The 25761-nt window shown below is 48.5% G+C and carries 15 protein-coding genes and 2 pseudogenes; 7 read left to right on the plus strand and 10 right to left on the minus strand.

The annotated features are described in order from the left end of the window. Positions 1 to 20: 20 nt before the first annotated feature. Together srfAA and hxlR are read right to left on the minus strand one after the other, a co-directional pair. A complete protein-coding gene (gene srfAA, locus ACQE26_RS02530; protein WP_500470582.1) occupies positions 21 to 10775 on the minus strand; it encodes a surfactin non-ribosomal peptide synthetase SrfAA in 10755 nt (3584 codons plus the stop codon). A 589-nt stretch (positions 10776 to 11364) separates the two neighbouring features. Beyond that, a complete protein-coding gene (gene hxlR / locus ACQE26_RS02535; protein ID WP_016936795.1) occupies positions 11365 to 11727 on the minus strand; it encodes a transcriptional activator HxlR in 363 nt (120 codons plus the stop codon). 232 nt (positions 11728 to 11959) lie between these two features. On the opposite strand from hxlR, the gene hxlA reads away from it, so the two are divergent. The 4 genes from hxlA to nin all read left to right on the plus strand — a co-directional run bounded on the left by hxlA (position 11960) and on the right by nin (position 14363). Next, positions 11960 to 12595, plus strand: a complete 636-nt coding sequence (gene hxlA, locus ACQE26_RS02540; RefSeq protein WP_016936796.1) for a 3-hexulose-6-phosphate synthase — start codon at positions 11960 to 11962, stop codon at positions 12593 to 12595. Next, positions 12592 to 13149, plus strand: a complete 558-nt coding sequence (hxlB, locus tag ACQE26_RS02545; RefSeq protein ID WP_438421174.1) for a 6-phospho-3-hexuloisomerase — start codon at positions 12592 to 12594, stop codon at positions 13147 to 13149. The genes hxlA and hxlB overlap by 4 nt, the downstream gene beginning before the upstream one ends. Before the next feature lie 356 nt (positions 13150 to 13505). Then, positions 13506 to 13943, plus strand: coding sequence for a sporulation protein (locus ACQE26_RS02550; protein ID WP_438421173.1), 438 nt, complete (start codon positions 13506 to 13508; stop codon positions 13941 to 13943). Positions 13944 to 13964: 21 nt separating this feature from the next. Then, the gene (gene nin / locus ACQE26_RS02555; protein ID WP_438421172.1) at positions 13965 to 14363 is read left to right on the plus strand and encodes a DNA-entry nuclease inhibitor; all 399 of its coding nucleotides are present in this window, start codon (positions 13965 to 13967) and stop codon (positions 14361 to 14363) included. Positions 14364 to 14456: 93 nt separating this feature from the next. Here nin and ACQE26_RS02560 read toward each other — a convergent pair. The 5 genes and pseudogenes from ACQE26_RS02560 to ACQE26_RS02580 form a co-directional block, all read right to left on the minus strand. Beyond that, positions 14457 to 14727, minus strand: a pseudogene (locus tag ACQE26_RS02560) (family 1 glycosylhydrolase); the annotation flags it as partial. 100 nt (positions 14728 to 14827) lie between these two features. After that, a complete protein-coding gene (locus tag ACQE26_RS02565) occupies positions 14828 to 15106 on the minus strand; it encodes a YckD family protein (RefSeq protein WP_438422093.1) in 279 nt (92 codons plus the stop codon). A 117-nt stretch (positions 15107 to 15223) separates the two neighbouring features. Then, positions 15224 to 15658, minus strand: a complete 435-nt coding sequence (locus tag ACQE26_RS02570; RefSeq protein WP_060963638.1) for an RDD family protein — start codon at positions 15656 to 15658, stop codon at positions 15224 to 15226. Between the two features lie 16 nt (positions 15659 to 15674). Continuing rightward, on the minus strand, positions 15675 to 16811 hold the full coding sequence (locus ACQE26_RS02575) for a zinc-dependent alcohol dehydrogenase (protein ID WP_500471441.1): 1137 nt from the start codon (positions 16809 to 16811) through the stop codon (positions 15675 to 15677). A 63-nt stretch (positions 16812 to 16874) separates the two neighbouring features. Next, positions 16875 to 17216: pseudogene (locus ACQE26_RS02580) on the minus strand (CobW C-terminal domain-containing protein); the annotation flags it as partial. 170 nt (positions 17217 to 17386) lie between these two features. Between ACQE26_RS02580 and nasD the strand changes: the two are divergent. From nasD to cobA, 3 genes are read left to right on the plus strand one after another with little or no spacing between them, the layout of a single operon-like run. Then, complete coding sequence (gene nasD, locus ACQE26_RS02585) at positions 17387 to 19804, plus strand: NADPH-nitrite reductase (protein WP_500470584.1); 2418 nt, start codon at positions 17387 to 17389, stop codon at positions 19802 to 19804. A 20-nt stretch (positions 19805 to 19824) separates the two neighbouring features. Next, on the plus strand, positions 19825 to 20145 hold the full coding sequence (gene nirD, locus ACQE26_RS02590) for a nitrite reductase small subunit NirD (RefSeq protein WP_264819596.1): 321 nt from the start codon (positions 19825 to 19827) through the stop codon (positions 20143 to 20145). Between the two features lie 47 nt (positions 20146 to 20192). Further along, positions 20193 to 21632 (plus strand): uroporphyrinogen-III C-methyltransferase, encoded by a 1440-nt coding sequence (cobA, locus tag ACQE26_RS02595; protein ID WP_500470586.1) that lies wholly within the window; start codon positions 20193 to 20195, stop codon positions 21630 to 21632. A gap of 33 nt (positions 21633 to 21665) precedes the next feature. Here cobA and ACQE26_RS02600 read toward each other — a convergent pair whose 3' ends face one another. The 3 genes from ACQE26_RS02600 to putP form a co-directional block, all read right to left on the minus strand. Continuing rightward, positions 21666 to 22676 carry an NAD(P)/FAD-dependent oxidoreductase gene (locus ACQE26_RS02600; RefSeq protein WP_500470588.1) on the minus strand — a complete coding sequence of 337 codons (1011 nt, stop codon included), beginning with the start codon at positions 22674 to 22676 and terminating at the stop codon, positions 21666 to 21668. A gap of 185 nt (positions 22677 to 22861) precedes the next feature. Beyond that, positions 22862 to 24097, minus strand: coding sequence for a proline utilization transcriptional regulator PutR (gene putR, locus ACQE26_RS02605; RefSeq protein WP_016936810.1), 1236 nt, complete (start codon positions 24095 to 24097; stop codon positions 22862 to 22864). A gap of 157 nt (positions 24098 to 24254) precedes the next feature. Continuing rightward, positions 24255 to 25709: a sodium/proline symporter PutP gene (gene putP, locus ACQE26_RS02610; RefSeq protein WP_500470590.1), complete on the minus strand. Its 1455-nt coding sequence runs from the start codon at positions 25707 to 25709 to the stop codon at positions 24255 to 24257. Positions 25710 to 25761: the final 52 nt, after the last annotated feature.

Genomic DNA, 25761 nt, shown 5'->3' on the forward strand with positions numbered 1-25761 from the left:
TGTCACCTCTGTCTTTTCTGTTAGAGAATTTCCATTAATTTATCAAGTTCATCAAGCGTCAGATCATCATCACCAAGATCACTAGGCGTAAGCTCAGGTCCGTCTTGGGCCAGGCAATGATCTATGATTTTCAGGAGGTGCCCTTTAAAGCTGTCACTGAACGATTGAATGGTTTTTTCATGAAATTCGAGAGAATGATAGGCAAACGTCATCGTCATCTGCCCATTTTCTATAAATCCGACAATATCAAGCGCATTCGGCTTCTCTGTGTCAGGGCTCAGCGATTGTCCCGACGGCATATCGGATCTTGTAAATAAGCCGGAATCCGACATCTCATTAAACTGGCCTAAGTAGTTAAAGCTGATATCCGGATCAATCTCAAACGAAAGATTCTCTTTATGCTCAGGCGCGGTTACGTAACGCAGAATGCCGTAGCCGACTCCTTTGTTCGGGATATGCCTGATGTCTTCTTTCATTTGTTTCAGCTGATATGAAAGGTCGTCGGCGTGTTTCATCTCAAGGATCATCGGATACATGCTCGTAAACCATCCGACCGTCCGGGTGATATTCAAGCCGTCAAGAATGTCTTCGCGTCCGTGGCCTTCCAAATGAACGCCGATCGTGTCTTCACCCGTCCACTCCTTGAGCGCCAGTCCGAGCGCCGTCAGCAAAATATCATTCATTTCCGTGTGGTAGGCTTCATGGACGTTTGTCGTCAGCTGTTCAGTTTGTTCAGCCGTCAGAGAGAAGCTGACCGTTCTTGTATGTCTCATGCGCTGATCCCCAGACTGCCTGTCTTTCGGGAGCTGAGTGCACACCTCTTTCTCCTCAAGCTCTTTCCAGTAATCAACTTCTTTCAGAAACGCCTTCGTATTTGCGTATTCTTTGATTCTCTCAGCAAATTCGGCGAATGAATGTGTTTTCGGCGGCAGCGCCGGGTCATTGCCTTGCTTGAGCTGTGTATAAACGGACGTGAAGTCCTCCAGTAAAATCCGCCAAGATACACCGTCTACGACTAAGTGATGGATCGCAAGGAGAAGGTGATCTCCGTCTTCCGCCCGGAAGAGCCCGGCCTTCAGCAGAGGTCCTGTTTCCAGTGAAATACTGCTTTGAAGACGATCTGCTTCCCGTTCGATACGGTCTTCATGATCTTCGCTGAGTCCGTTCAGCTCAAAGACGTTCAGTTCAACAGACGCCTCCTCAAGCCCTTTGTAATATGGCTGTTGCTCTCGGTAAACCATCCGCAGTGCATCGTGGTGTTCTATCAATGCTTGCAGGGTTCTTTCCGCCAGAACCGGTTCAAAGCCGTCTTTTGCGTGAAGCATGACGGATTGGTTCCAGTGGTGTTTGTCTGTAAAGTTTTTCTCAAAGAACCAGCGCTGGATCGGCGTTAATTCCGCTTCGCCTTCGACAGGTCCCTGGTCGGCCTGCTTGCCTTCCGTCCGCTCCACGTAAGAGACGAGCTCTTCAATAGTCGGGTGCTGGAAGAGATCTTTCATCTCCAGCTTGTAGCCGTGCTGATTCAGGCGGCTCGCCATTTGAATGCCTTTGATCGAGTCGCCGCCGAGCGTGAAGAAATTATCGCTAACGCCGATCTGATCCAGTCCGAGCACTTCCTTCCAAATGTCAGAAAGCAGCGTCTCCATCTCCGTTTCCGGCGCTTTGTACACGGCGCTTCCCGCTTCAATGTCCGGCGCCGGCAGGGCTTTTTTGTCAATCTTGCCGTTTGCGGTGACCGGAAGCTCGTCCATCTCCACCCAGAACGCCGGGACCATATAGTCCGGAAGCGTGTCTTTCAGCGCGGCTTTGAGCGCTTCGATATCGTCCTGCTGAGGTGCGACATAGGCGCAAAGCGCGGTATTGCCCGCTTTGTCTTCCACCGCCGTCACCGCTGCGTCATGAACGTCCGCAAGCTGCGCAAGACGGACTTCGATTTCTGAAAGCTCGATCCGGTAGCCGCGCACTTTGACCTGCTGGTCGATGCGGCCGATGTATTCGATGCCGTACTGCGCGTTCCATTTGACGAGGTCGCCGGTCCGGTACATGCGCTCGCCTGGCACGAACGGATCTGCGGTAAACCGCTTCGCCGTTTCTTCTTCACGGTTCAGGTATCCGCGCGCAAGTCCGCGGCCTGCCACGCACAATTCACCGGCAATGCCTTCCGGCTGCACCTGATCGCCGTCGCCGAGAATATACGCTCTCGTATTGGCAATCGCCCGTCCGATCGAAAGCGATTCTTCCTCCGGATTGATGACGCCGCTTGTCGCGACGACGGTGTTCTCCGTCGGGCCGTAGTTATTGACGATCGTGTACGGCTGTTTCACCGCCCGCTTCAGCTTGTCGCCTCCGACGAGAAGCATGCGGAGAGAGGTATTTTCCAGCTCCATAAATTGTTCGGCCAGCTGCGTCGGCAGGAAGGTGATGGTCACGCCGTGCTCTTGGAAATAGTGATTTAAGCGGGTGATATCCAGCCGGATCGCTTCGTCAATGACGTGAAGCTCCGCGCCGATGGTCCATGTCGGGAACATCTCCCAGATGGAGGCGTCAAAACCGAAGCCCGCGTATTTGGCGCTTTTATCCTCCGCCGTCATGGCGAATGCGTCGTGATGCCAGAAACACAGGTTCACCAGCGCATGGTGTTCGACCATGACACCCTTCGGCTGTCCGGTCGTTCCTGACGTGTAAATCATATAAGCGAGATGATCCGCCGTTGTTTCCGTCTGCGGGTTCGCTTCATCATTTTCATCAAGCGGCAGGCTCAGAATAGAGCGGCTGCCGTCAAGCAGGATCGTATCTCCTGTGTAGCTTTCCGGCACGTCGGGCGCTTCCTGCGTGAGAAGCAGCTTGGCCCCGCTGTCCTGCAGAATGTAGCTGATCCGCTCTTTCGGGTAATCCGGATCAATCGGCACAAATGCCGCGCCCGCTTTCAGGACGCCGAGTACACCCGCGGCCATTTCCAAGGACGGTTTCGTCAAAATGCCGACACGTTCGTCAGCCGTAACACCGCAGTCCATGAGAATGCGCGCGATTCGGTTCGCCCTTGCGTTCAGCTCGCCGTACGTCCATTTCGCGCCGTTGTATGCCACGGCCGGACGGTTTGCGTGGCGGGCGGCCGTTTCTTCAAAGAGACGGTGAACTGTTTTGTCCCGCGGCACAGAGAGTGTTTTTCCTTTCCATGCGTCAAGAAGGGCTTGTTTTTCTGTTTCATTCACCAATGAAAGCTCAGAAAGCTTCGCTGCCGGATTTTCCGCGGCGGCTTCTAACAGATGAAGCCAATAATGCTTCCACGTCTCTGCCGTTTCCGGTTTAAACAGCGCAGTGTTATATTCAAGCACAAACGTTAAGCCTCCGTCTGTGTCATCAGCCGTCATCGTCAGGTCAAACTTGGCTGTTTTTCTGTCAAACGGATGGTGCTTCAGCTCAATTCCTTCCATGACCAGATCTTCAGCATTTGCGTTTTGCATTGAGAATACCGCATCGAACAGCGGATTTCGGCTCGTATCACGCTGCACCTCAATCTTTTGCAGAAGGTCCTCAAGCGGATAATCCTGCGCATCAAATGCACGTAAAGCGGTTTGTTTTACTTCTTCAAGATAATCTGTGAACGTTTTGTCCGCTTCCGGATACGTCCGAAGCGCGAGTGTATTCACAAACACACCGATGACGTTAGCGAGATCCGCATGTGACCGTCCCGCAACCGGGGAGCCGACAATGATGTCATGCTGTCCGCTCAATTTTGAGAGAAAAGCGCTGTATGACGCCAGCAGCACCATGTACATGGTAGAATCCGTTTGTTTCGCAAGACTGCGAAGAGCCGACGTCTGTTCCTCAGTCAGAGAAAAGACCAGCTTGTCTCCTTCAAAGGTTTGCACAGCCGGACGGCTGTAATCAGCCGGCAGCGTCAATACCGGAAGCTCGCCGTCAAGCTCCCGAAGCCAATGCTCCTCCTGCTTGCGATACTGCTCTGATTGAATAAATTTCTGCTGCCATACCGCATAGTCTTTATAATGAATCCGCGGCGGCTCAAGCGTTTCGCCGCCATACAGGCGGGACAGTTCATCTATCAGCACGCCGACTGAAGCGCCGTCTGAAATGATATGGTGCATATCAAACAGCAGCAGGTGATCATGTTCAGCCAGCTTAACCAGCCCCGTTCTGACGAGAGGAAGCTGATCCAGGCGGAACGGCCGGATAAAGCTCTGAATAATTTGTCCAGCGTCTTCCTCAGAGGCTTCGTAATATTCCATGCCAATATCAGCTTCGGCCCATATACGCTGAACCGTTTCTCCATCCTTTATGTCAAACGTCGTTCTGAAGGCTTCATGGCGTTCTGTCAGCTGTTTCATCACAAATTTCAGCTTTTCTGCATCAAGCTTCCCTTTTAAGCGGAGCACAGACGGCATGTTGTAGCTTGTTTCAGCGCCTTCCAGCTGCTGAAGCACGAACATCCGCTTCTGCGGTGAAGAAACCGGATACGTTTCCTGCACAGCCGCCGGTACGATGCTTTCAGCTGTCTTCCGCTCAGCGCCTTCAAACAGCTGCGCCAGTCCCGCAACCGTCGGGGAAGTGAACAGATCCTTTAATGTAAGCTGCACGCCGAATGTCTTCTGGATGAGAGCAAGCAGTTTCATTCCCGCTAACGAATGGCCTCCGATCTCAAAGAACTGATCGTGCACGCCGACCCGCTCCATTTGCAGCACCTCAGCCCAAATATCCGCCAGTTTTTGTTCTGTTTCATTGCGCGGCGCCGTATATGAAACAGCATTCGCTGCGGTCACATCAGGCATCGGCAGCGCCCGTCTGTCGATCTTCCCGTTTCCTGTAAGAGGCAGTTCATCCATTTGAATAAAGACAGCCGGAATCATATAAGCCGGAAGATCCTTCGCCGTATGCTCCCTCAGCTCCTGGGAAGAGATTTCTCGGAGGCCGACAACATACGCGCAAAGAAGTTTGTCACCCGCACCCTGGTCCACAGCGAGCACGATGCATTCCTGAATTTGGTCATGGCTTTGGATCTGGTGCTCAATTTCGCCAAGCTCAATCCGCTGGCCGCGGATTTTCACCTGATGGTCGATACGTCCGATAAACTCGATATCGCCATTCGGCAGCCATCTGGCCAAGTCGCCCGTTTTATACATCCGTTCACCTTCTTTAAACGGATGCTTCACAAATTTTTCTTCCGTCAGTTCAGGACGGTTGTAATAGCCTTCCACGAGACCTTCCCCGCTGACGCACAGCTCGCCCGGAATACCTGCCGGCTGCATTCGTCCGGCCGTGTTCATGATGAAGATTTCCGTATTGCTGACCGGTTTTCCGATCGGAACGGAGAGCGTATCTTCTTCAATCACATCCACTGGGTGGTATGTCGCAAACACCGTGCTCTCAGACGGACCGTACATATGAAGCAGTTTTCCTTTTCCGACTGCCGCAAGCGCCTTTTTGACATGCTCAACAGACGCCCTTTCGCCCCCGAACATGATTTTCCGAAGCGTCGTCAGACAGGACGGCTCCATATCAACAAGCAGGTGGAACAGGGCCGTCGTAATCATCAGAATGCTTACATTCTCCCGTTTGATCACGCGGGACAGGCGGTTCATGTCCAGCACTGTATCCTTCGGGACGATCACAAGCTTTGCACCGTTTAACAGCGAACCGAACATATCAAACATAAAGGCGTCAAAGACGTAGTTTGACAGTCCGAGCACAGTATCTTCTTCAGAAACGGTCAAATAGTTCGTGTTCTTTACCGTCCGCAAAATGTTGGCATGTGTGACGATGTTTCCTTTCGGCGTACCCGTCGTTCCTGATGTATAAGTGAGATTGGCAATCGTCTTGGAATCAAACGGCAATGCTGGATTGTGAGAGTCCTTTTCATAGCTCGCCTCATCATCAGCAAGCACAATGACGCCTTGAAAACCGGCCTTTTCCGCGATCGGCTTGAGGCTTCGCTGAGTCAGGAGCACACTCGCCCCGCTGTCGCGGAAGAAATGCTGAATCCGCTGAACCGGATGTTCAGGATCAATCGGCACATAGGCTGACCCTGCTTTTAATACAGCCATAATGGAAACAATCATGTCCATTGACCGTTCACATAAAACAGCCGCGGTTTTTCCGCCGCCACCGACCGAAAGAATATGCCGCGCAAGCCTGTTGGCGCGTTCATTCAGCTGCTGATACGACAGGGTTTCCCCTTCGAACTGAAGAGCCGTCCGGTCAGGGTTCTTTCGGGCCTGTTCTTCAAAGATCTGCACGATCGTTTGCTCTTTCGGGTATGCCGTGCGCTCTGGATTGAACCGCTGTAATTGATTCAAAGCCTCCCGTTCAGAAAGCAAATCATATTCGCTGATTTTCGCATCCGGCTGAGCTGCCGCGCTCTCCAGCAGACGGACATAGTGCGCAAGCAGGCGATCCGCCGTCGAGCGCTTAAACAGCTTCGTGCAATAATCCAGATCGAGCGCAATGCCTTCCGCTGTTTCCCGGGCCTGCATTGTCAGATCGAATTTGGCGATATTGAAGTTGGTTTCATGAAGAGACAGCGAAAGATTGCCGATCTCCGGAATTCCGTCCGAAGCATTTTGCAGACTGAACATCGTATCAAATATCGGATGCCTGCTCATATCCCGGGGCACATTCAGCTCCTCGGTCAGCCACTCAAACGGATAGTCCTGGTGAGAAAACGCGTCCAGCACCTGCTTGCGAACATGACCTAACAAGCCTGTAAATGTCTGATCCTGCTTCACGGAGCTTCGCAGCGCAAGCGTGTTGACAAACATCCCGATCAGTCCCTCGGTATCGGAATGATTCCTTCCCGCCGACGGTGTTCCCACGATGATGTCTTCCTGTCCTGAATACTTAGAAAGCAGCGTATAATATGCCGATAACAGCACCATATAAAGGGTGGCTCCGTTTTTCCCGGCGAGCTTCTGCAGCCGGTCCCGCAACTCTTTCGGCAGCTTGACTGATACGCGGTCACCTTCAAAGCTTTGCACCTGCGGCCGCGGGTAATCAGGGAGCAGCTGAAGCACCGGCAGTTCGCCGCTAAAGACTTCTTTCCAATACGCCCGCTCTTTCTTGTAGCCTTCTTCCGCCCGTTCCGCTTGCCAGACGGCGTAATCTTTATATTGAATATGCAAGTCAGGCAGCTGTTTTCCGCCATAGATGTCTGCCAGTTCCTTCAGCATGATGGAAATTGACACTCCGTCTGAAATCAGGTGATGCATATCAAACAGCAGCATATGGCGATTGTGACCGAGTGTTTGCAGGCCGATTCTGAACAAAGGCGCCTCCGCCAGCTCAAAACGGCGCACAAAATCCTTCATTACCTGTTCATTCGTTCTCCCGCTCGCTTCGATCATTTCAATATGAAACGGAACATGCTCGTGAATCACCTGTCTCGGCGTGCCGTCCTCTGATTGAAACGATGTTCTGAGCGCTTCATGCCTGCTGATTAAGACAGAAAATGCACGCTCAAGTTTTTCACGGTCTAACGCGCCTTCGATAACGGCTGCTGCCGGCATGTTATACCCGACCCCCGCATCTTCAAATTGACTCGCGATATAGATGCGCTGCTGGGCGAGCGAAAGCGGATAGCTCGCCTGCTTCTCAGCCGGCTTAATCGCACTGTAATCCGGCCCTTCGTTTCGGCTTACCGCATAATCGGCAAGCGCCGCGATTGTCGGATGCTCAAACAAGTATTGCAGCGGGATTTCCACACCCAATTGCTTATGAATTTTCGTCAAAAGCGTCATTGCCTTTAAGGAATGACCGCCAGACTCGAAGAAATGGTCATAAATACCCGCTTTGTCCATTCCGAGGACTTCCTGCCAGATGACGGCGAGCGTTTTCTCCGTCTCATTTCTCGGCGCCGCATACTCTGACGAACTGACAGCCTGCACATCAAGCGCAAACAGCTTTTTGCGGTCTGCCTTCCCGCTCGGCGTAAGCGGAATTTTATCCGTTTTTGTAAAGTAAGCGGGCACCATGTAATCAGGAAGGTGCTTGGACACATACTCCCGGTACTCGGCAGGGTGAAACTCGGTTCCTTTTTCCTGAACGATATATGCGCAAACATCTAAGCTGCCCTGCTGATCCGGCCGTGCCAGCACGACGGCCTCCGCCGCGCCCGGAGCTTTTCTGAGCACCGTTTCAATTTCTCCCAGCTCAATACGGTAGCCGCGGACTTTCACTTGATCGTCTTCCCGGCCGATATATTCGATTGTTCCGTCCGGCAGCCAGCGTGCCATATCACCCGTGCGGTACATGCGGCCGCTTTCGTTAAACGGGTCCTGCAAAAACTTCTCTGCGGTCAAATCCGGAAGATTTAAATAGCCGCGGCCTACACCGTCTCCCGCGATATACAGCTCACCGGCCGTGCCGTCGGGCTGAAGCCGTTTGTGCTTATCCAATATATACAGCCGGGCGTTGCCGAGCGGTTTTCCGATCGGAACGTACGCCGCCTGCTGATTCATTCCGTTATCTTGTGACACCTCATGCACGGACGCATCTACGCACGTTTCCGTCGGCCCGTAGACATTTGTCAGCCGAGGTGCTCTGCCCGATTGATGAAAGAGCGCCATCAGCTGTTCAGCAACAGCGGCAGACAGGCCTTCTCCCCCAATGAGCATGTGGCGCAGTTCAATTCCGCTGACATCTCCCGCCGCAACCATCATCTGCAGATGCGCAGGCGTTCCGTCAGTGGCTTCAATCCGGTTTTGACGATAATAGTCCAGCAGTGCCGAGCCGTTTGTTACGGTTGTTTTCGGCACGATATAAAGCGTCTGGCCTAAAAGAAGCGAGGCGAAAATCTGTTTAACGGACGCATCAAAATGAAACGGGGCCAACAGCGCCATTCTTAATGTCTGTTCACCGCACTGATAAATCTCCTGCTGCAATGATTGAACCAGGTGATGAACTTGCCGGTGTTCAATCATCACGCCTTTCGGCCGCCCTGTTGTACCGGACGTATAGATAATGTAAGCCAGCCGGTCTGATTGTGTGCCGACACCGTCAGCGGCCGTCTCATACTGAACGGCCTCATCAAAATCAATCTGTTCGGCATTCGTTTCAGGCGCCTGTATTCCCGCCTCTGTCAAAACAGCCTTCGCTCCGCTATCCTCCAAGATGTACTGAATCCGATCCGCCGGAAAGTCAGGATCAATCGGCACATATGCGCCGCCCGCTTTCAAAATTCCCAATATTGCCGCAATAACACGGTCAGATCGGCCAAGCAGCACAGCGACAGGAGAATCAGCTGATATCCCGGATTTAAGAAGGCGCCCGGCGATACGGCCTGACTGTTCATGCAATGTGCGATAGGACAATGTCCAGCCTTCATATACAACCGCGGGTTTGTCAGACAGTGCCTTCGCTCTCTCTTCAAACAGCGCCGGAATCGTCATCTCCTTGCGATAAGCGACCGGATTGCCGGCAGCACGCTTCAGGAGCAGCTCTTTCTCGGATTCTGAAAGAAGAGCGAGCTCATCAATTACACGGTCAGGAGATGATATCGCATCTTCAATCAGCGTGATCAAACGTTCAGAAACAGAAGTAATTTCGTCCGCCTTAAATATGTCACTGCGATAGTCAAAATCAATCGTCAATTTCCCGGTGTCCCATCGTTCCTTCACGTGAATCGATATATCATTTGTTCCGCTTCCGCTGAAGATCGGGTCTGTCAGGAAGGACAGATTCTCTTTTTTCTGCCACTGCATCACTTGATACTCCAGAGCCACCGTAAACAATCTGCTCAGCGAACTTTTTGAAGCACGCAAATCATTGACAAGCAGGTTATACGGATACTTTTGGTGACGGAGAATTTTCATCAGATCCTTCATCCGGCCTTTGACGAATTCCAAGAACGGCTGGCTTCCGTCAACGCTTGTCCGCACAGGCACCGTGGATACGAACATCCCGAGCATCTGCTTTTCTTTCGCATTCGTCCGGTTTCCCATAAACGTACCCGTGACGACATCATCCCGGCCTGTCACTTTGTAGAGGTAAGCGATCAGAGCTGACTGGAACAGAGAAAGAACGCTGACCTTATGCTCCCCGCAAAATGATTGAATCCGGCCGTACAGGTCATGAGGAATTTCTTGAGAAAACCGTTTCGCATCAAGACCCGCATCTGCCTGGCTCCGTTTTAAAGACACAAGCTCCGGTACGGTCTCAAACTGTCCGTTCCAAAAATCCCGATCCTTTTTAAACCGCTTCGACTGCACATATTCCTGCTCTGTCAGCACATGCTCGATAAAGGAAGGAATCTCCGCCTCGTTCTCACTTGCTCCGCCTGAAAGCTCCAAATAAATATCAGTAATCGTATTGCCCAGAATCGTCATGGAAATTCCGTCTGAAATAACGTGATGCACATTAACGTAGAACCAGACCTCATTTTCGCTGATGGTGTACACGGAAAAACGGAATAAATCCTGATCATATAACGCCAGAGGTTTGCTTGCCTCGTCACGTCCCCATTTTGACAGCTCTTCCGCAGAGCAGCCGGCTTGCCTGATGTCTGTATGCTCGATCGTCAGCGGACGGTATTCGCTCACATATTGAACGGGCTCCCCCTCATCATCAAGCCGAAGACGGATTCTCATCGACTCATGACGACGGACGAATTCCTGTATCGCTTTCTCAACGATATGAGCTTGTACGCCGTCCTCAGAAATGAGCTTTCCGAAACCCGCAAGATTTGAAATACTTGTGTTCGGATAGAATTTTTCTGTATACCAGATACGTTTTTGTGCATTTGTTAAAGGATAAAAAGTTATTTCCATATGTGTGCGCCTCCCCTTTTTAAGATAAATTTGTCAATTCTCCCTTAGAAACAGCCTCCCTCAATGTCCCTAACTCATTATCAAGCCAAAAGAACCACTTACCTCCAAAACGATCCCGATTTAATCACCGCCGAAATCCGCAATCCATTCACCCGCACAGTCCGAAATTCGGCTCAAATTTATGAGAAATCAAGACAAGAATCCAATGTTTGTAAGCAACAGGGTTTACCTATTTCTTCATGAATTACTATATATCTACTTACGTTCACTTTATATGAAATTATTGTTTTTATCACCGAAAAATGGGTGAAAAGTTTCATGCGGCACACCGAAAAAAATTCCGACAATTCCAGAGGGTATTTTGCGGCATCCCGCAATTTATTTATAAAAATATTATTTATGTAAAATTAAAAATCTTTAAACTATTGTATAAATCTTTCAAATATCCAGTTATGGCAGAATGAAAATAGTTTTCATATATTAGCTGATGGGGAAAAAACAGCGCAAGAACCGAAACAGGAGATTTAATCGTTCGCAATATGATTTCATTAAACCGCAAAAAAAAGCGCTCTATTTTACATAGAGCGCTTCAAAAAGATTCCTTTATTGCAGTTTTATCAATGTTGATTAATTCCATATATTCTTTTCCCCACTTATACATAGCGTCCAAAATCGGCATAAGGGTCTCTCCTTGCTCCGTTAATGAGTACTCCACTTTCGGGGGAACAACAGGGTAAACTTCCCTGTGAACGATCAGATCCTGCTCCAGCTCCCTGAGCTGATTCACAAGAATTTTATGCGTAATATCAGGAATTAAAGCTTTCAGTTCATTAAATCGTTTTGTCCCTTCTTTTCCCAGGTGCCACATAATCAGCATTTTCCACTTCCCGCCTATCACGGCAAGCGTCAATTCCTTTTCGCAATTAAACGTTTTCTTATCCATTCGGCTCACGGGCTATTCTCCTTCCTCTTACTTTTCGTACGTTGATCATCTATAAACACTTGCTTACTTTTTCACAGAGCTTTCATCCATTTATACTACCACGCAGTTTTGCTGAGACAAAACACATTGCCTGCGGGGGACAGTATCCTCAAAGTAACTATTAGACTTTAAAGTGCGTACTTTTCAACATGCAGGGCACTCTATAGAATGTAGATACATTAAGAAGAGGAGTGAATATACAGTGGAATTACAGCTGGCATTAGACTTAGTGAATATCCCTGAAGCAATTGAACTTGTGAAAGAGGTCGAACAATATATAGATGTTGTAGAAATCGGCACTCCCGTCGTCATTAATGAAGGACTGAAAGCCGTGCAGGAAATGAAAACAGCCTTTCCTCACCTGAAAGTGCTTGCCGATCTTAAAATCATGGATGCAGGCGGTTACGAGATTATGAAAGCGGCAGAAGCAGGCGCCGACATCATCACCGTTTTAGGGGCGACAGATGACTCGACGATCAAAGGAGCGGTTGCCGAAGCAAAAAAACAGCAGAAAAAAATCCTCGTCGATATGATCAACGTAAAAGACCTTGAAACACGGGCAAAAGAAATTGACCAGCTCGGTGTTGATTATATTTGTGTCCACACAGGTTATGATCTTCAAGCAGAAGGAAAAAATTCATTCGAGGAACTGACGGCGATTAAAAAAGCGGTCAAGAGCGCTAAAACCGCAATTGCCGGAGGCATTAAACTTGATACGCTTCCTGAAGCCATCAAACAAAACCCAGATTTAATCATTGTCGGCGGAGGCATTACGGGAGCTGACAATAAAGCGGATACTGCTTCTAAAATGAAACAGCTGATCACACAAGGATCATGAAAACGACGGAATACTTACATGAAATCCTAAATGAATTATCCCGTACTGCAGCGTTAATAGCCGACAATGAAGCTGACAAGCTGGCGGATCAGATTTTAGCTGCAGATCAGATCTTCACGTCCGGAGCGGGCCGTTCCGGTTTTATGGCTAAAGCGTTCGCCATGAGGATGATGCATATCGGGCTGAACGCTTACATCGTCGGTGAGACGCTTGCCCCTCCCCTCCAAGAAGGCGGTCTCGTCATCATCGGATCAGGCTCAGGCGAAACAAAAAGCCTGCTTCATACTGCTGAAAAAGCCAAAAGCCTTAATGGCATCATCACTGCATTAACGATCAATCCTGATTCGAGTCTCGGCAGACTTGCGGATCTTACGATAACGATTTCCGGCTCTCCTAAGGAGGAGACCGGCGGAGACAGAAAGACGATTCAGCCGATGGGTTCTTTATTTGAACAGACTCTCCTGCTGTTTTACGATGCGGTTATTCTAAAAATCATGGAGAAAAAAGAACTGAATTCGGCAGACATGTTTGCAAATCATGCAAATCTGGAATGATATACTGACGGCCTTCTTATCAGATGGCCGTCTTTTTATCGTCCTGCGGCGCTCGATTACATCCGGCCAGGTTTTCACCCGGAAATTCGCTGACGAAGATACCCTGCCGGTGAGCTTATCGCTATAATAGCCAATTATTCAGACGGCCGCAATCATTCATTTCTGGATAGAGAAACTGCAAAAAAGACTTTCTGACCGATTTTTTATTGGATAAAACTGATTTGTGCAGGCGGTTTTACAGATATTCAGTTGAATTGAAGCTGAAAAATATATTTTAACAGCTTTACAGCGGGCCGATTCTGCTTTATTCTTGGACCAGCTTTACAGCAATTTAAAACTGGAGGTGATTGATACTCTTGAAAACATTAAAAGCACTGCTGCTTGTTCTTATCATCATTGCCGGAGCAGTTGCGGCCCTGATCAAGGGTGATATTTTCTCAGATAACGAGCAGACCGTTCAGAAAAGCGATTACGACAAAGTAATCCTATTTCCGTCCGATCGATATCCGGAAACAGCAAAGCATATTAAGGACGCGATAAAAGAAGGACATCCCAGCATATGCACCATTGACAGAGACGGAGTACATAAGCGGCGTGAGCAATCTCTTAAACATGTGCCTGTAAAAACGGGGTACGACAGAGATGAATGGCCGATGGCGGTTTGTAAACAGGGCGGAAACAATGCCTCCATAGAATATATTTCTCCGGCAGACAACCGCGGGGCCGGCTCTTGGGTCGGACACCAGCTTACCAATGATCCAGATGGAACGAGAGTATTATTTAAAATCAAGTAACGAAACAGGAGGAGCAGCGCATTGATTAAATCATGGAAACCGCAAGAACTTATCATTTCTTATCATCAATTTACAATCTTCCAAAAAGATTCCGAACCGCCTGTTATCGATTGGACGGATGAAGCCATTGAAAAAGGATTTGCGGAGGCTGACGGAGCTGTTTCATTTGAAGCAAGGAGAAATACGAAGGCATTTATTGTCCTGAGGCTTAATACAAATGAACCGGTGCCATCCTATGAGAAAAAAGCGGCTGTTTCTTTTGAAGCTGTAAAAGATGGAATTGAGATTGAAAGCGTGATGTCAAAACGGCTTTTCTTCGATCTTCCGAAAGGCCGATACAGCCTTATTTGTTATTCAGTGCCAGCCGAATTATCCGATCTGCATGCAGATACGTATATTATCGATGCGGCCGCAATGTAAAAGAAAACCCTGAGAGAAACATATTTCTCTCAGGGAACTCTTACTGTCTTCAGAGTGACTTGTAAGCGGATAAGCCGATGAATAATCGAAGCTCGGAAAAATCCTCGGCCAGCTGACAGAAAAGCGGTAAGCTGTCAAACCCATTTCTGCCATCAAGGCGACATCTTCTTTATACCGTTCATAATGGCCGGCTGCTGTATCGCCGGTTGAGCCTTTAAACGTTTTACCTGTTATTTTTGCGAAATGGTCCCAGACTGAGGAACCCTTACCGTCTGTATTCCAGGCTCCCTTCAACCTGATAGGCGGCTGATGCCGATCCCCATAGAAATATATCCGGTAAAAAACCCGTTTTTTCATGTCTCATGTGTTTCATCTCCTGATGCGTCTGATTTGATATCATAGGTTATGAAACGCGTTTCAGAGCAATCCCGATAAAACAAAAAAGCATCCGGCTTGCCGGATGCTTAAGAATGATGATGCCGCTTCTCCAATTTATGAGGAGGAGGCTTCGGGATAAAGCCATTTTGTTTCATCATATTAAAGTGCCTGTCCAAATGCTGTTTAATATGCTCTGCTTTTTCTTTCGGCAGGACACCGTATTCAACATATTTGGAAATGACATGTTTACGTTTTTCGAGTATTTCCTTTTCAAGAGATTCAATTTCTTTTTTCTGCTGTACCGTAAGTGACATTGTTGAAGGCATTTTTGTTTCAACTGCATGTGCCGGCATTATAAAAATCATTGCCGTAATGAAAAACGCAGCCAATGATAACGCAGCTTTTTTCATGACTTTTTCCTCCTTTAGCGTTTGTTATATGTTGTGCCTCCATCCAGTTTTTATGCAAAAAAAAGAGCGAAATTATTCGCTCTTTTCAATCGATTCGTCCGGCAATGCGTATGTGACATACGTTCCTGCTACAAAATCATGGATCGACCGTTTGTCTTCTCTCATTCCGACCATAAATGCGCTCACGATCACACCGATTCCTAACGTCACACCATAAATTAAGGCGCCCACAAGCACTCTTAAAATCATAGTGAGAAAGCCTGCCTGAGTGCCGTCTTTTTTGACGATGCGGATACCGCAGATCTTTTTGCCGATAACATAACCGTTCCAGTATACAGGGAGCAAGATAGAATAAAGAGTCAAAATAATGCTGATCATTGCACTCTCATCCGGATCTTTTCCCGTTGCCAGCATATAAATAATCGCCAAAGGCACTGAAATAATTAAATAGTCGAGTACTGCGGCTCCCAATCTGATCCAAAATCCCGCCGGTCTGTAAATATTCATTGTGTTTCCCCTCGCTCTATGGCTTCAAAATCACTTTAATGTTGCCATCTTCTTTTTTGTCAAATATATCATATGCAGCAGGGGCTTCCGCAAGACTCATTTTGTGCGTAATAATATCCGTCGGATCAATTTCATTTTGTTCGACCATTTGATACAGCAACGGCATCAGATGGATAACGGGTGCCTGGCCCATTTTTAGAGAAACGTTGCGCGTGAAAAAATCACCGATCGGAAAACCATCCGCTTCGGAAATATATGCGCCTGTGAGCTGAACAGTACCGAACTTCTTAACGGCTTCTGACGCTGTAAGAATCGGACTGATGGTTCCGAACTGATTCGGTTTTTGCTTTTCTTTTTCTTTTGAAAGCGGCGTGCCGTCCATTCCGACACAATCAATCACAACATCCGCGCCCCCTGACGTTTGTTCATGCAGCAGTTTCCCGATCTCCTCATGCTCTGAAAAATTGAAGGTCTCTGTCCCGTTTATGCGTCTCGCATGTTCAAGGCGGTGCGGGACTTGATCGACTGCGATGACCCGCTTTGCGCCTTTTTTCCAAGCGAATTTTTGCGCCATTAAACCGATCGGACCTGAGCCCAGAATAACGACTGTGTCTCCTTTTTTCACTCCGCTGTGCTGGACGCTCCAAAAGGCGGTCGGCATGACATCTGACAGAAGCAGCACCTGTTCATCTTCTAGCTCGCTGTCTGCCGGAACCAGAAAAGAAGAGAAATCAGCATAGGGCACTCGTAAATATTCAGCCTGCCCGCCGGGATAATTACCGTTAAACTCCGAAAAACCGAATAAGCCGCCAGCATCTGTATGAGGATTGGGATTTGATTCATCACACTGGCTTTCCATCTGGTGCTTACAATAATGACATTCTCCGCAGCCGATGTTAAAAGGAATCACGACCCGGTCGCCTTTTTTCAGCTTTTTAACTTGACTGCCCGTTTCTTCAACGATTCCCATTGGCTCGTGCCCAACGATGTAACCCGGATCGGCGGGTATTCCGTTTTTATATAAATGAAGGTCTGAACCGCAAATTCCGGTTGCGGTGATTCGAACGATGACATCCCTCTCATCTTGAATGACGGGTGCAGGGACTTCTTTCACTTCCATATGTTCTTTTCCTTGGTATGTCAGTGCTTTCACATTGTTCAGCTCCTTTTTCATCACTCCTTCCCTTCTCACATGCTTCTAAACTTGGCCGGTATGTTATTCAGCCCGCTGAATGTCCCATTGAAAAGGATCATCAAATTGAGACCAGTCAGAACCGAACTCAGACGGCGTGAGCAGACACTGATCTAATTCCTTTGTAATGGCTGCTTCATCTAAATCAATCCCGATAAATACCAGATTCGTATGACGGTCTCCGAATTGAGCGTCCCAATCCTCCAGAATCTCCGGTTCCTGCTGTTTGATCTGCTCCTGCTCAAGTTTCGGCATCGCCGCCACCCAATAAGAGACAGGCTCAACTGAGACCGCCGGACCCGCTTGAGACATCAGCAGCGCGAAGCTGTTGTGGGTTGCACACCAGGCAATGCCTTGGACCCGGACTGTAAAAATGCCCGGTTTTAAGATGTGCGCTGCACGTATCAGCCCAAAATAATTTTCATGAAATTTTTAGATTTTTTAGTATTTTTTGTTACATCTCATAACATGTATCTTAAATATCTGTTTTCGCTGTGCTACGCTAAAGAAAACATAGGTAAGGAGCGGATCATCTGATGGGAAAAAAACAGCTAGTCCTTGTTGGAAATGGAATGGCCGGGGTAAAAGCGATTGAAGAAATACTGCGTGTTTCAAAAGACGAATTCGAGATTACAATATTCGGGGCCGAACCTCATCCCAACTATAACCGAATCCTTCTGTCAAAAGTGCTTCAAGGCGATACAGATATTAAAGATATTACATTAAACGATTGGGACTGGTACAAAGAAAACAACATTCAGCTGCATACCGGTGAAACAGTCATCAAAGTGGACCAAGACAGCAAAACCGTCATTACAGATGCAGACAGAATCCAGCCCTATGATAAACTCATCCTGGCGACAGGCTCTGTCCCTTTTATCCTTCCGATTCCGGGCGCAGATAAAAAAGGCGTCACGGCATTCCGGGACATAAAAGATACCGACACGATGCTTGCCGCGTCAAAACAATATAAAAAAGCAGCCGTCATCGGCGGAGGACTGCTTGGTTTGGAAGCCGCTCGCGGGCTGCTGAATCTCGGAATGGACGTGTCTGTCATCCACCTCGCTCCATACTTGATGGAACGCCAGCTTGATCCAACTGCAGGGCGCCTGCTGCAAAACGAATTAGAAAAACAAGGCATGACCTTTTTACTTGAAAAGCAAACCGAAGAAATTGTCGGTACTGACCGTGTCGAAGGCGTACGCTTTAAAGACGGCACAAGCATCGAAGCTGATTTAGTCGTCATGGCGGTCGGCATCCGCCCGAATACACAGCTTGGCGCGGAAAGCGGTATTCCGGTTAACCGCGGAATCATTGTTAACGATTATATGCAGACTGAAATCCCGCACATTTACGCAGTCGGTGAATGTGCCGAGCACCGCGGAATCGCATACGGTCTTGTGGCGCCGCTCTATAAACAGGCAAAAGTGCTGGCCAAACATATTTGCGGCATTGAAACAAAACCGTATGAAGGCTCCGTTCTCTCCACTCAATTAAAGGTATCAGGCGTCGAGGTATTCTCTGCCGGTGACTTTAACGAAACAGAGGAGAAAAAAGCGATTAAAGTTTTCGATGAGCAGGACGGCATCTATAAAAAAATCGTCCTGAGAGGCAATCAAATTGTCGGCGCTGTTTTATTCGGAGACAGCAGCGAGGGCGGCCGCCTGTTTTCCATGATTCAAAAAGAAGCCGATATCTCTGAAACCTCCAAAATATCAATCTTACAGCCTCTTGATCAGGAAGCAGGCGCAAGCATGACCGCGGCGATGAGCGACGATGAAATCATCTGCGGCTGCAACGGTGTATCAAAAGGCGCGATTATTCAAGCCATTCAGGAAAAAGGCTGCACATCAACGGACGAAATCAAAGCATGTACTGGGGCATCCCGTTCCTGCGGAGGCTGTAAACCGCTCGTGGAAGACATTCTTCAATATACACTGGGCTCAGAATTTGACGCATCCGCGCAAAAAGAAGCGATTTGCGGATGCACCTCGCTTTCGAGAGATGAAGTCGTAGAAGAAATCAAAGCCAAAGGGCTATCACATACGAGAGAAATCATGAACGTGCTCGGCTGGAAAACGCCGGAGGGCTGCTCCAAATGCCGGCCTGCCCTCAACTACTACTTAGGCATGATCAATCCGTCTACATACGAGGATGACAGAACATCCCGTTTTGTGAACGAACGGATGCACGCCAATATTCAAAAAGACGGAACATACTCAGTCGTGCCCCGGATGTACGGCGGCGTGACCAACTCTCAGGATCTCCGCAAGATCGCCGATGTCGTCGACAAATATGAGATCCCGCTCGTTAAAATGACAGGCGGCCAGCGAATTGATCTCATCGGCGTCAAAAAAGAAGACCTGCCGAAAGTATGGGCCGAGCTTGATATGCCTTCAGGCTACGCGTACGGAAAAACACTCCGCACGGTAAAAACGTGCGTAGGCGAACAATTCTGCCGCTTCGGCACGCAAGACTCCATGGCACTGGGCATTGCGCTTGAGAAAAAATTCGAAGGGCTCAATACGCCTCATAAGGTCAAAATGGCCGTGTCTGCCTGCCCGCGGAACTGTGCGGAGTCCGGCATTAAAGACCTTGGTGTTGTCGGCATCGACGGAGGCTGGGAGCTTTATGTCGGGGGGAACGGCGGAACTCATTTGCGCGCTGGTGATTTGCTGATGAAAGTGAAAACGAATGAAGAAGTCTTAGAATATGCGGGCGCTTACCTTCAGTACTACAGAGAAACGGCTAACTACTTGGAGCGTACATCCGCATGGCTTGAGCGCATCGGTTTATCCCATGTCCAATCTGTGTTGAACGATCCTGAAAAACGGCAGGAGCTCAACGGCAGGATGAATGAAACACTCTCTGTTCACAAAGATCCGTGGCAATATTTCCTTAAAGATAAAAAAGCTTCTAAAGATTTATTTGAAAATGTCGTCACGACTTCATAAAACAGTAAGGAGGAACGGACATGGTTAATAAGGATATGACAAAGGTTTGCATAGGCAGGTTAAACGAATTACCTGAGGAGTTAGGAAAAACCGTATATATAGAAGATAAAGAGCTTGCCGTATTTAAGCTTTCTGACGGAAGCGTCCGCGCCGTCGAAAACCGCTGCCCTCATAAAGGGGGCGTCCTGGCTGAAGGCATCGTCAGCGGAGAATACGTCTTCTGCCCGATGCATGACTGGAAAATTTCCTTAGAAGACGGAAAAGTCCAAGAGCCGGATCATGGCTGTATTAAAACATACGAAACACTGATCGAAGGAGAGAATGTATACCTCCTGTATTGATCAAAGGGTCGGATCACTTTTTAAATTGATGAAGGGATGACGCCACCATGAGAAACGGAATTGTATATTTTGTCGGTGCCGGACCTGGAGACCCGGGGCTGATTACCGTAAAAGGGAAACAGGTTCTGGAGAAAGCGGATATCATTTTGTATGACCGGCTTGCAAACCCAATATTTCTTGAATATGCCTCTCCAGACTGCCGGTTCATTTATTGCGGAAAACTGCCCGACCGCCATTTTATGAAACAGTCGGAGATAAATGCCCTGCTGATTGAAAAAGCGGCGGAAGGCTTCACCGTAGTCCGCTTGAAAGGCGGAGACCCAAGCGTGTTCGGCAGAGTCGGCGAAGAAGCGGAGGCGCTTCATCGGCACGGCATCCGCTACGAGATGGTGCCCGGCATCACCTCAGGAATCGCGGCGCCGCTGTATGCGGGAGTCTCCGTCACCCATCGTGATTGCGCTTCGTCCTTCGCCATGATCACCGCTCATGATACATCATTACAAGGCAGGCCGAATCTCGATTGGGAAGGTCTGGCCCGAAGCGTTCAAACGCTTGTGTTTTACATGGGTGTTAAAAATCTGTCATTTATATGCCGGCAGCTTATGGATCACGGGAAATCCCCCTCCGTCCCCGTACTCGTCATTCAATGGGGAACATGGGGCCGGCAGCGCAGCGTAAAAGGAACGCTTCAGGATATTCATGAAAAAGTACAAAGCCAAAACATCACCAACCCCGCCATTATCGTCATCGGAGATATCGTAAATCTTCAAACATACAGCTGGTTTGAAAGCAAACCGTTCATCGGGCGGCATATCATGGTGGTCACTCATGGCGATGATGAACATACATTGACAGGCAGGCTGCGCGAGTATGGCGCTGATGTTATCGAATGGCCGAAGCGGATGATTAAAAAAATGCCCGCAAACGAAAACATCCTGAAGCGTATCAGCACTTTTGAACAGATCTTTTTTACATCACGCCGTGCGGTCTGTGAATTTTTTGACACACTGGCTTTCAAGCAGATTGACATCCGCCGGGTGACAGCAAGCCTGAATGCAGCGACTGAAGCGGCAAAGACGGAACTGACAAAACGGGGCTTCCGCCTATCCGGCCATCAAGGTGATTCTCCGCATTCGCTCATTGTCGGAAGCCGTCAAGCGGCAGAAAACATGCCAGACTCAGTATCATGCCCGTTTTATATCACTCATGAACATATCGCAGATGAGCGGTTCACTTCGATGATCGAACGCACAATCAGTGAGTCTCCTCTGCAAATGATTATCTGTCCGGGCAAAGAATCCGCTCAGCATTTGCTCAGCGCCGGAAAACAGATCGGAATATCACCCAATCCGACAGCAAACCGCCCTCCCGTTATCTGCATCGGTGAAGACATACCCGCCGGTTACGGATTTACCGCCGTGAAAAATCAGGAACAGTTATTTGCGTTTATACAAAATGAAATGAAAGACATGCTCGTTCACAGCTGACCCCCGGCTCAACATCGGGGGCCATTCCCTTTTTTATTGTGTCACCAATTTCTTATGATGAGTCGAATACATCGCCATCTGATCCGCCTGCGGGTCCAAATATGCTTTGGCGCTGTTCACGGCGGTCGGTCCCTCCGTGAAGCCTCCGGCAATCAATCTGAGCTTGCTTTCATAATGGGCGGCGTCACCTGCAACAAACACGCCCGGAAGATTGGTCCGCATATGTCTGTCGGCTTTAATCCGGCCTTCTTCTATCTCAAGCCCCCAATCCTTCATCGGGCCGAGATCAATTTTAAATCCGTGATTGATAATAAGCTCATCAACCTTGATGTCTTCAGAATGGCCAGACTCGGTATGACAAACGGTGACGCTCTCGATCCGTTCCCCGGTGCCGTTGAGATGCTTCAGACGATACGGCGCAAGCACCCGCACGGAAGACCGCTTCATTTTCGCCACGCTGCTTTCTAAACCGCCGAACTCCTCACGGCGGTGCAAGACGGTAACAGACGCCGCAATCGGTTCCAGCTCATTCGCCCAGTCAACCGCGGCATCTCCCCCTCCGGAGATCACGATATGCTTACCTTCAAACGCATCCAGCTTCTCCACTTTATAATGAAGGTTTTTCCCTGAATAACGGCTCGCATCCGCGCTGTTGAGCTCATTGACCTCAAGCGTTCCCATGCCGACAGCCAAAATCACGGTGCGTGTATAGTGCTTTTCCCCTTCAGAACTTTCCAGCACAATGGTCCCGTCATTCAGCCGCTCAAATCCGGTCACCCGCTGATTCAACACGATATCCGGCTCAAATGTCGCCGCCTGCTCCTTCAGCTGCTTAATCAGCTGTGCCCCGGCGATCCCCGGAATTCCGCCGATATCACGGATAATTTTTTCCGGGAAAAACATAGACACTTTCCCCCCGAGCCGCGGCAAAAATTCAATCACTTTCGTTTTCAGCTCGCGCATCCCGCAATAAAAAGCCGTAAACAGGCCGATCGGGCCCCCGCCTATAATCGTGACGTCATACACCTCATGATTTCCCGCCATTATTCTGCCTCCCGTTTATATCTATACTTCAAACATATCTAATTGAGAATCAATATCACTAAGAGTATAACATACATTGAGGAGCAGTGTTCATTCATTTCTCATCTTGGGAAAGGGCTGAGGTTCTGAGATTGATAAGCGGGAGGGTATTAAAGCTGAAACCAGTACGGCGACTGGTTTCTTTTTTATTTCTTTTTCATCAGCATGATATCAAGATACAGCTGGCACCTTGTCCTGAAGTCGTTTAAATTAATTGATGTCATGTCAAGAATCTGTTTGATACGGTAGTTCAATGTGTTTTGATGAATAAAAAGCTGTTCTGCGGCTGGTTTTGTTTTGCAGTTATTGAGGAGATAGATTTCTAACGTTTTCAGCAGTTCGGTGCTGCTTTCTCTATCCTTGGCTTTTAATAAAGCTAAATCATGGTTTACATATTCCAGTGAGGCGTTTTTTTCTTCGATGCTTTCAAGATAGCGGTAGATCCCGAGCTTGCTGTATTCGTACGGGATATTTTCCTGGTTTCCGGTAATTTCTGCCGCCTTTATGACTTCAAGGGCTTCTATATAACTTTTCCCGAGCTTCAGGATGCTGCTGTATTCATTGCCGATTCCGATATAGATGGGAGTGGGGATCTTCTGAAAGTGAAAATGAGTCAGCAGTTTGTGGATGAATTCAGATGCTGCCGAAGTGCCGGAGCTTTTTTGCGAGAAGCTTGCGACGACGATGACAATATTGGAATCAATGGTTAAGACATGACTGACTTTATCCCGCAAATTCAAGTACGATTTGATATTTTCCTTCAAATCTTCGACTGCCTCCCCATCCCCATTTGCGGCATGCAGGACAACCACCGAGAAAACCGACGGCAGCACGGCGTTCATCTTTTCCGCCTCCCGCCTGAACTCCTTTTCAGAGGAGAATTGCTGAAAGATTGCCCGTTTCACCAGGTCTTCCGCTCTCTCTTCCTTTTCCTGTTTCAGCCGGTTCGTTTTATAGATGATTTTTCCGACATGGAATGAGGTTTCATATAAAAAGTCGAGCTCCTCGTCCGTCAAATCGCGGTCGAGCTCCTGAATCCAGATGTAGCCCATCACTTCCCCTTTATGTTTTGCGCTTACGACCACCCTTTGATTCAGCCCGATACTGTCTATTTTTTCAACGCGGAACGGTTCAGGAACGGTTTTCAGTTTTTCGATCACCCCGTCCTTCAGAAATCTCTCAAAAATCTGCACGGGGCATTTTTTTGAAAATATCGTCTGCTGGTTGGCGGAGTCGAAGTGATTAATGTAATAAGAATTATAGGCAAGCAAAAAGAAATCCGCACTTTCCAGAATGACGGGCTTCTGCAATTCGTAACTGATGAAATCAATTAATTTATCAATGTCCGTAAATGAAAAAACTCTCTCTAAAAGCTCTTCCATACCTATTTCTCCTATGCTCTTTTTATCTTTATCATACTCTGAGGGGTGACTTTTTGTATAGAAAAAAATTCATATATTCCCAAAACAGCATAATCCGGAATTCTGTATCGTGAAAAGAGGAAAAAGGGCGGTCCCTTCTTCCTCTCGTTCCTTGCTTTTATTGAGAAAGTGTATCACGGTACTCATGAAACTGATCTGTGACATCTTTTGACGGAGCCTGTGTCAATAAGCTGACGACAAATACAGCGGCAAGGCTTACAGCAAAGCCCGGAATGATTTCGTACAAAAAGTCTGAAAGACCGGCATTCGCCCAAATGATTACGGTAATCGCTCCCGCAATCATGCCGGCGAGTGCCCCCCATTTCGTCATCCGTTTCCAAAATAAACTGAGCAGTACGACCGGCCCGAATGACGCGCCGAATCCCGCCCATGCATAGCTGACAAGACCTAGTATCGTGTTGTTTTTCTCCCAGGCGAGCACCAAGGCGATGATTGACACCGCAAGCACTGCCATTCTCCCCAGAAATACGAGTTCCTTATCAGAAGCCGAACGCCTGAACATGGACTTATACAAATCCTCTACTAAAGAACTGGACGTAACGAGCAGCTGAGACGAAATCGTACTCATAATGGCCGCTAAAATCGCAGAAATGAGAAATCCCGTAATAATCGGGTGGAACAGAATGTTGCCAAGCTGAATAAAAATGGTTTCCGGATCAGCCAGCTTCAGTCCGTGCTGATGGTAATACGCGATTCCCGCAAGACCCGTAAACAGCGCGCCTAGTGCAGACAAAATCATCCATCCCATTCCGATCCGTCTGGCGCGTTTGATTTCTTTCACAGATGTGATCGCCATAAAGCGCACAATAATATGCGGCTGCCCGAAATAGCCGAGCCCCCACGCAAATAAAGAAATAATGCCAAGGACGGTCGTTCCTTTGAACATGTTAAACAGTTCCGGGTTGACGGAACGGATATCGGCAACGGTTTCTCCCGGGCCGCCCGTATGAAAAATCGTCACAATCGGCACGAGAATAAGCGCCGCAAACATGATGATCCCTTGGACAAAGTCCGTCCAGCTTACCGCCAAAAAGCCCCCGAACAAGGTGTAGGCGACAACGACGCCTGTCACGACCCACAACCCGGTGTGGTAATCCCATCCTAAAATGCTGTTGAATAGGACGCCTCCGGACACCATGCCCGATGATACGTAAAATGTGAAAAAGACGAGAATGACAAGACCCGAAAACAGTCTGAGAAGCTTCGTATGATCACCGAAACGATTTTCAAGGAAACCCGGAATGGTGATGGAATTCCCCGCTTGTTCAGTATACGTTCTCAGTCTCGGCGCCACGAAAAGCCAGTTCGCCCATGCTCCGAGCACAAGGCCGATGACAATCCAAGCTCCGCTTAACCCCGTTGAGAACATGGCGCCCGGAAGCCCCATCAAGAGCCATCCGCTCATATCCGCCGCTCCCGCGCTGAGCGCTGTGACGGCAGGGCCTAAAGAACGCCCCCCGAGCATGTAATCCGTCAGATTTGACGTCCGTCTGTAGGCGAAATAACCGATAAACAGCATGCCCGCCATATAAATACAAATGGATATAATCAACTGAATGTTTGCTATGGCATTTCCTCCTCCGCTTTATATGTTTATGGTGAAA

Source organism: Bacillus sp. 5RYD7K, assembly GCF_059831465.1.

Bases quoted from the DNA above. Each gene is read 5' to 3' on its own strand.
- cobA (WP_500470586.1), top strand. From the start codon at position 20,193: ATGAGAAACGGAATTGTATATTTTGTCGGTGCCGGACCTGGAGACCCG.
- putR (WP_016936810.1), bottom strand. From the start codon at position 24,097: ATGGAAGAGCTTTTAGAGAGAGTTTTTTCATTTACGGACATTGATAAA.
- hxlB (WP_438421174.1), top strand. From the start codon at position 12,592: ATGAAAACGACGGAATACTTACATGAAATCCTAAATGAATTATCCCGT.
- srfAA (WP_500470582.1), bottom strand. From the start codon at position 10,775: ATGGAAATAACTTTTTATCCTTTAACAAATGCACAAAAACGTATCTGG.
- ACQE26_RS02565 (WP_438422093.1), bottom strand. From the start codon at position 15,106: ATGATTTTTATAATGCCGGCACATGCAGTTGAAACAAAAATGCCTTCA.
- ACQE26_RS02570 (WP_060963638.1), bottom strand. From the start codon at position 15,658: ATGAATATTTACAGACCGGCGGGATTTTGGATCAGATTGGGAGCCGCA.
- nirD (WP_264819596.1), top strand. From the start codon at position 19,825: ATGGTTAATAAGGATATGACAAAGGTTTGCATAGGCAGGTTAAACGAA.
- nasD (WP_500470584.1), top strand. From the start codon at position 17,387: ATGGGAAAAAAACAGCTAGTCCTTGTTGGAAATGGAATGGCCGGGGTA.
- ACQE26_RS02600 (WP_500470588.1), bottom strand. From the start codon at position 22,676: ATGGCGGGAAATCATGAGGTGTATGACGTCACGATTATAGGCGGGGGC.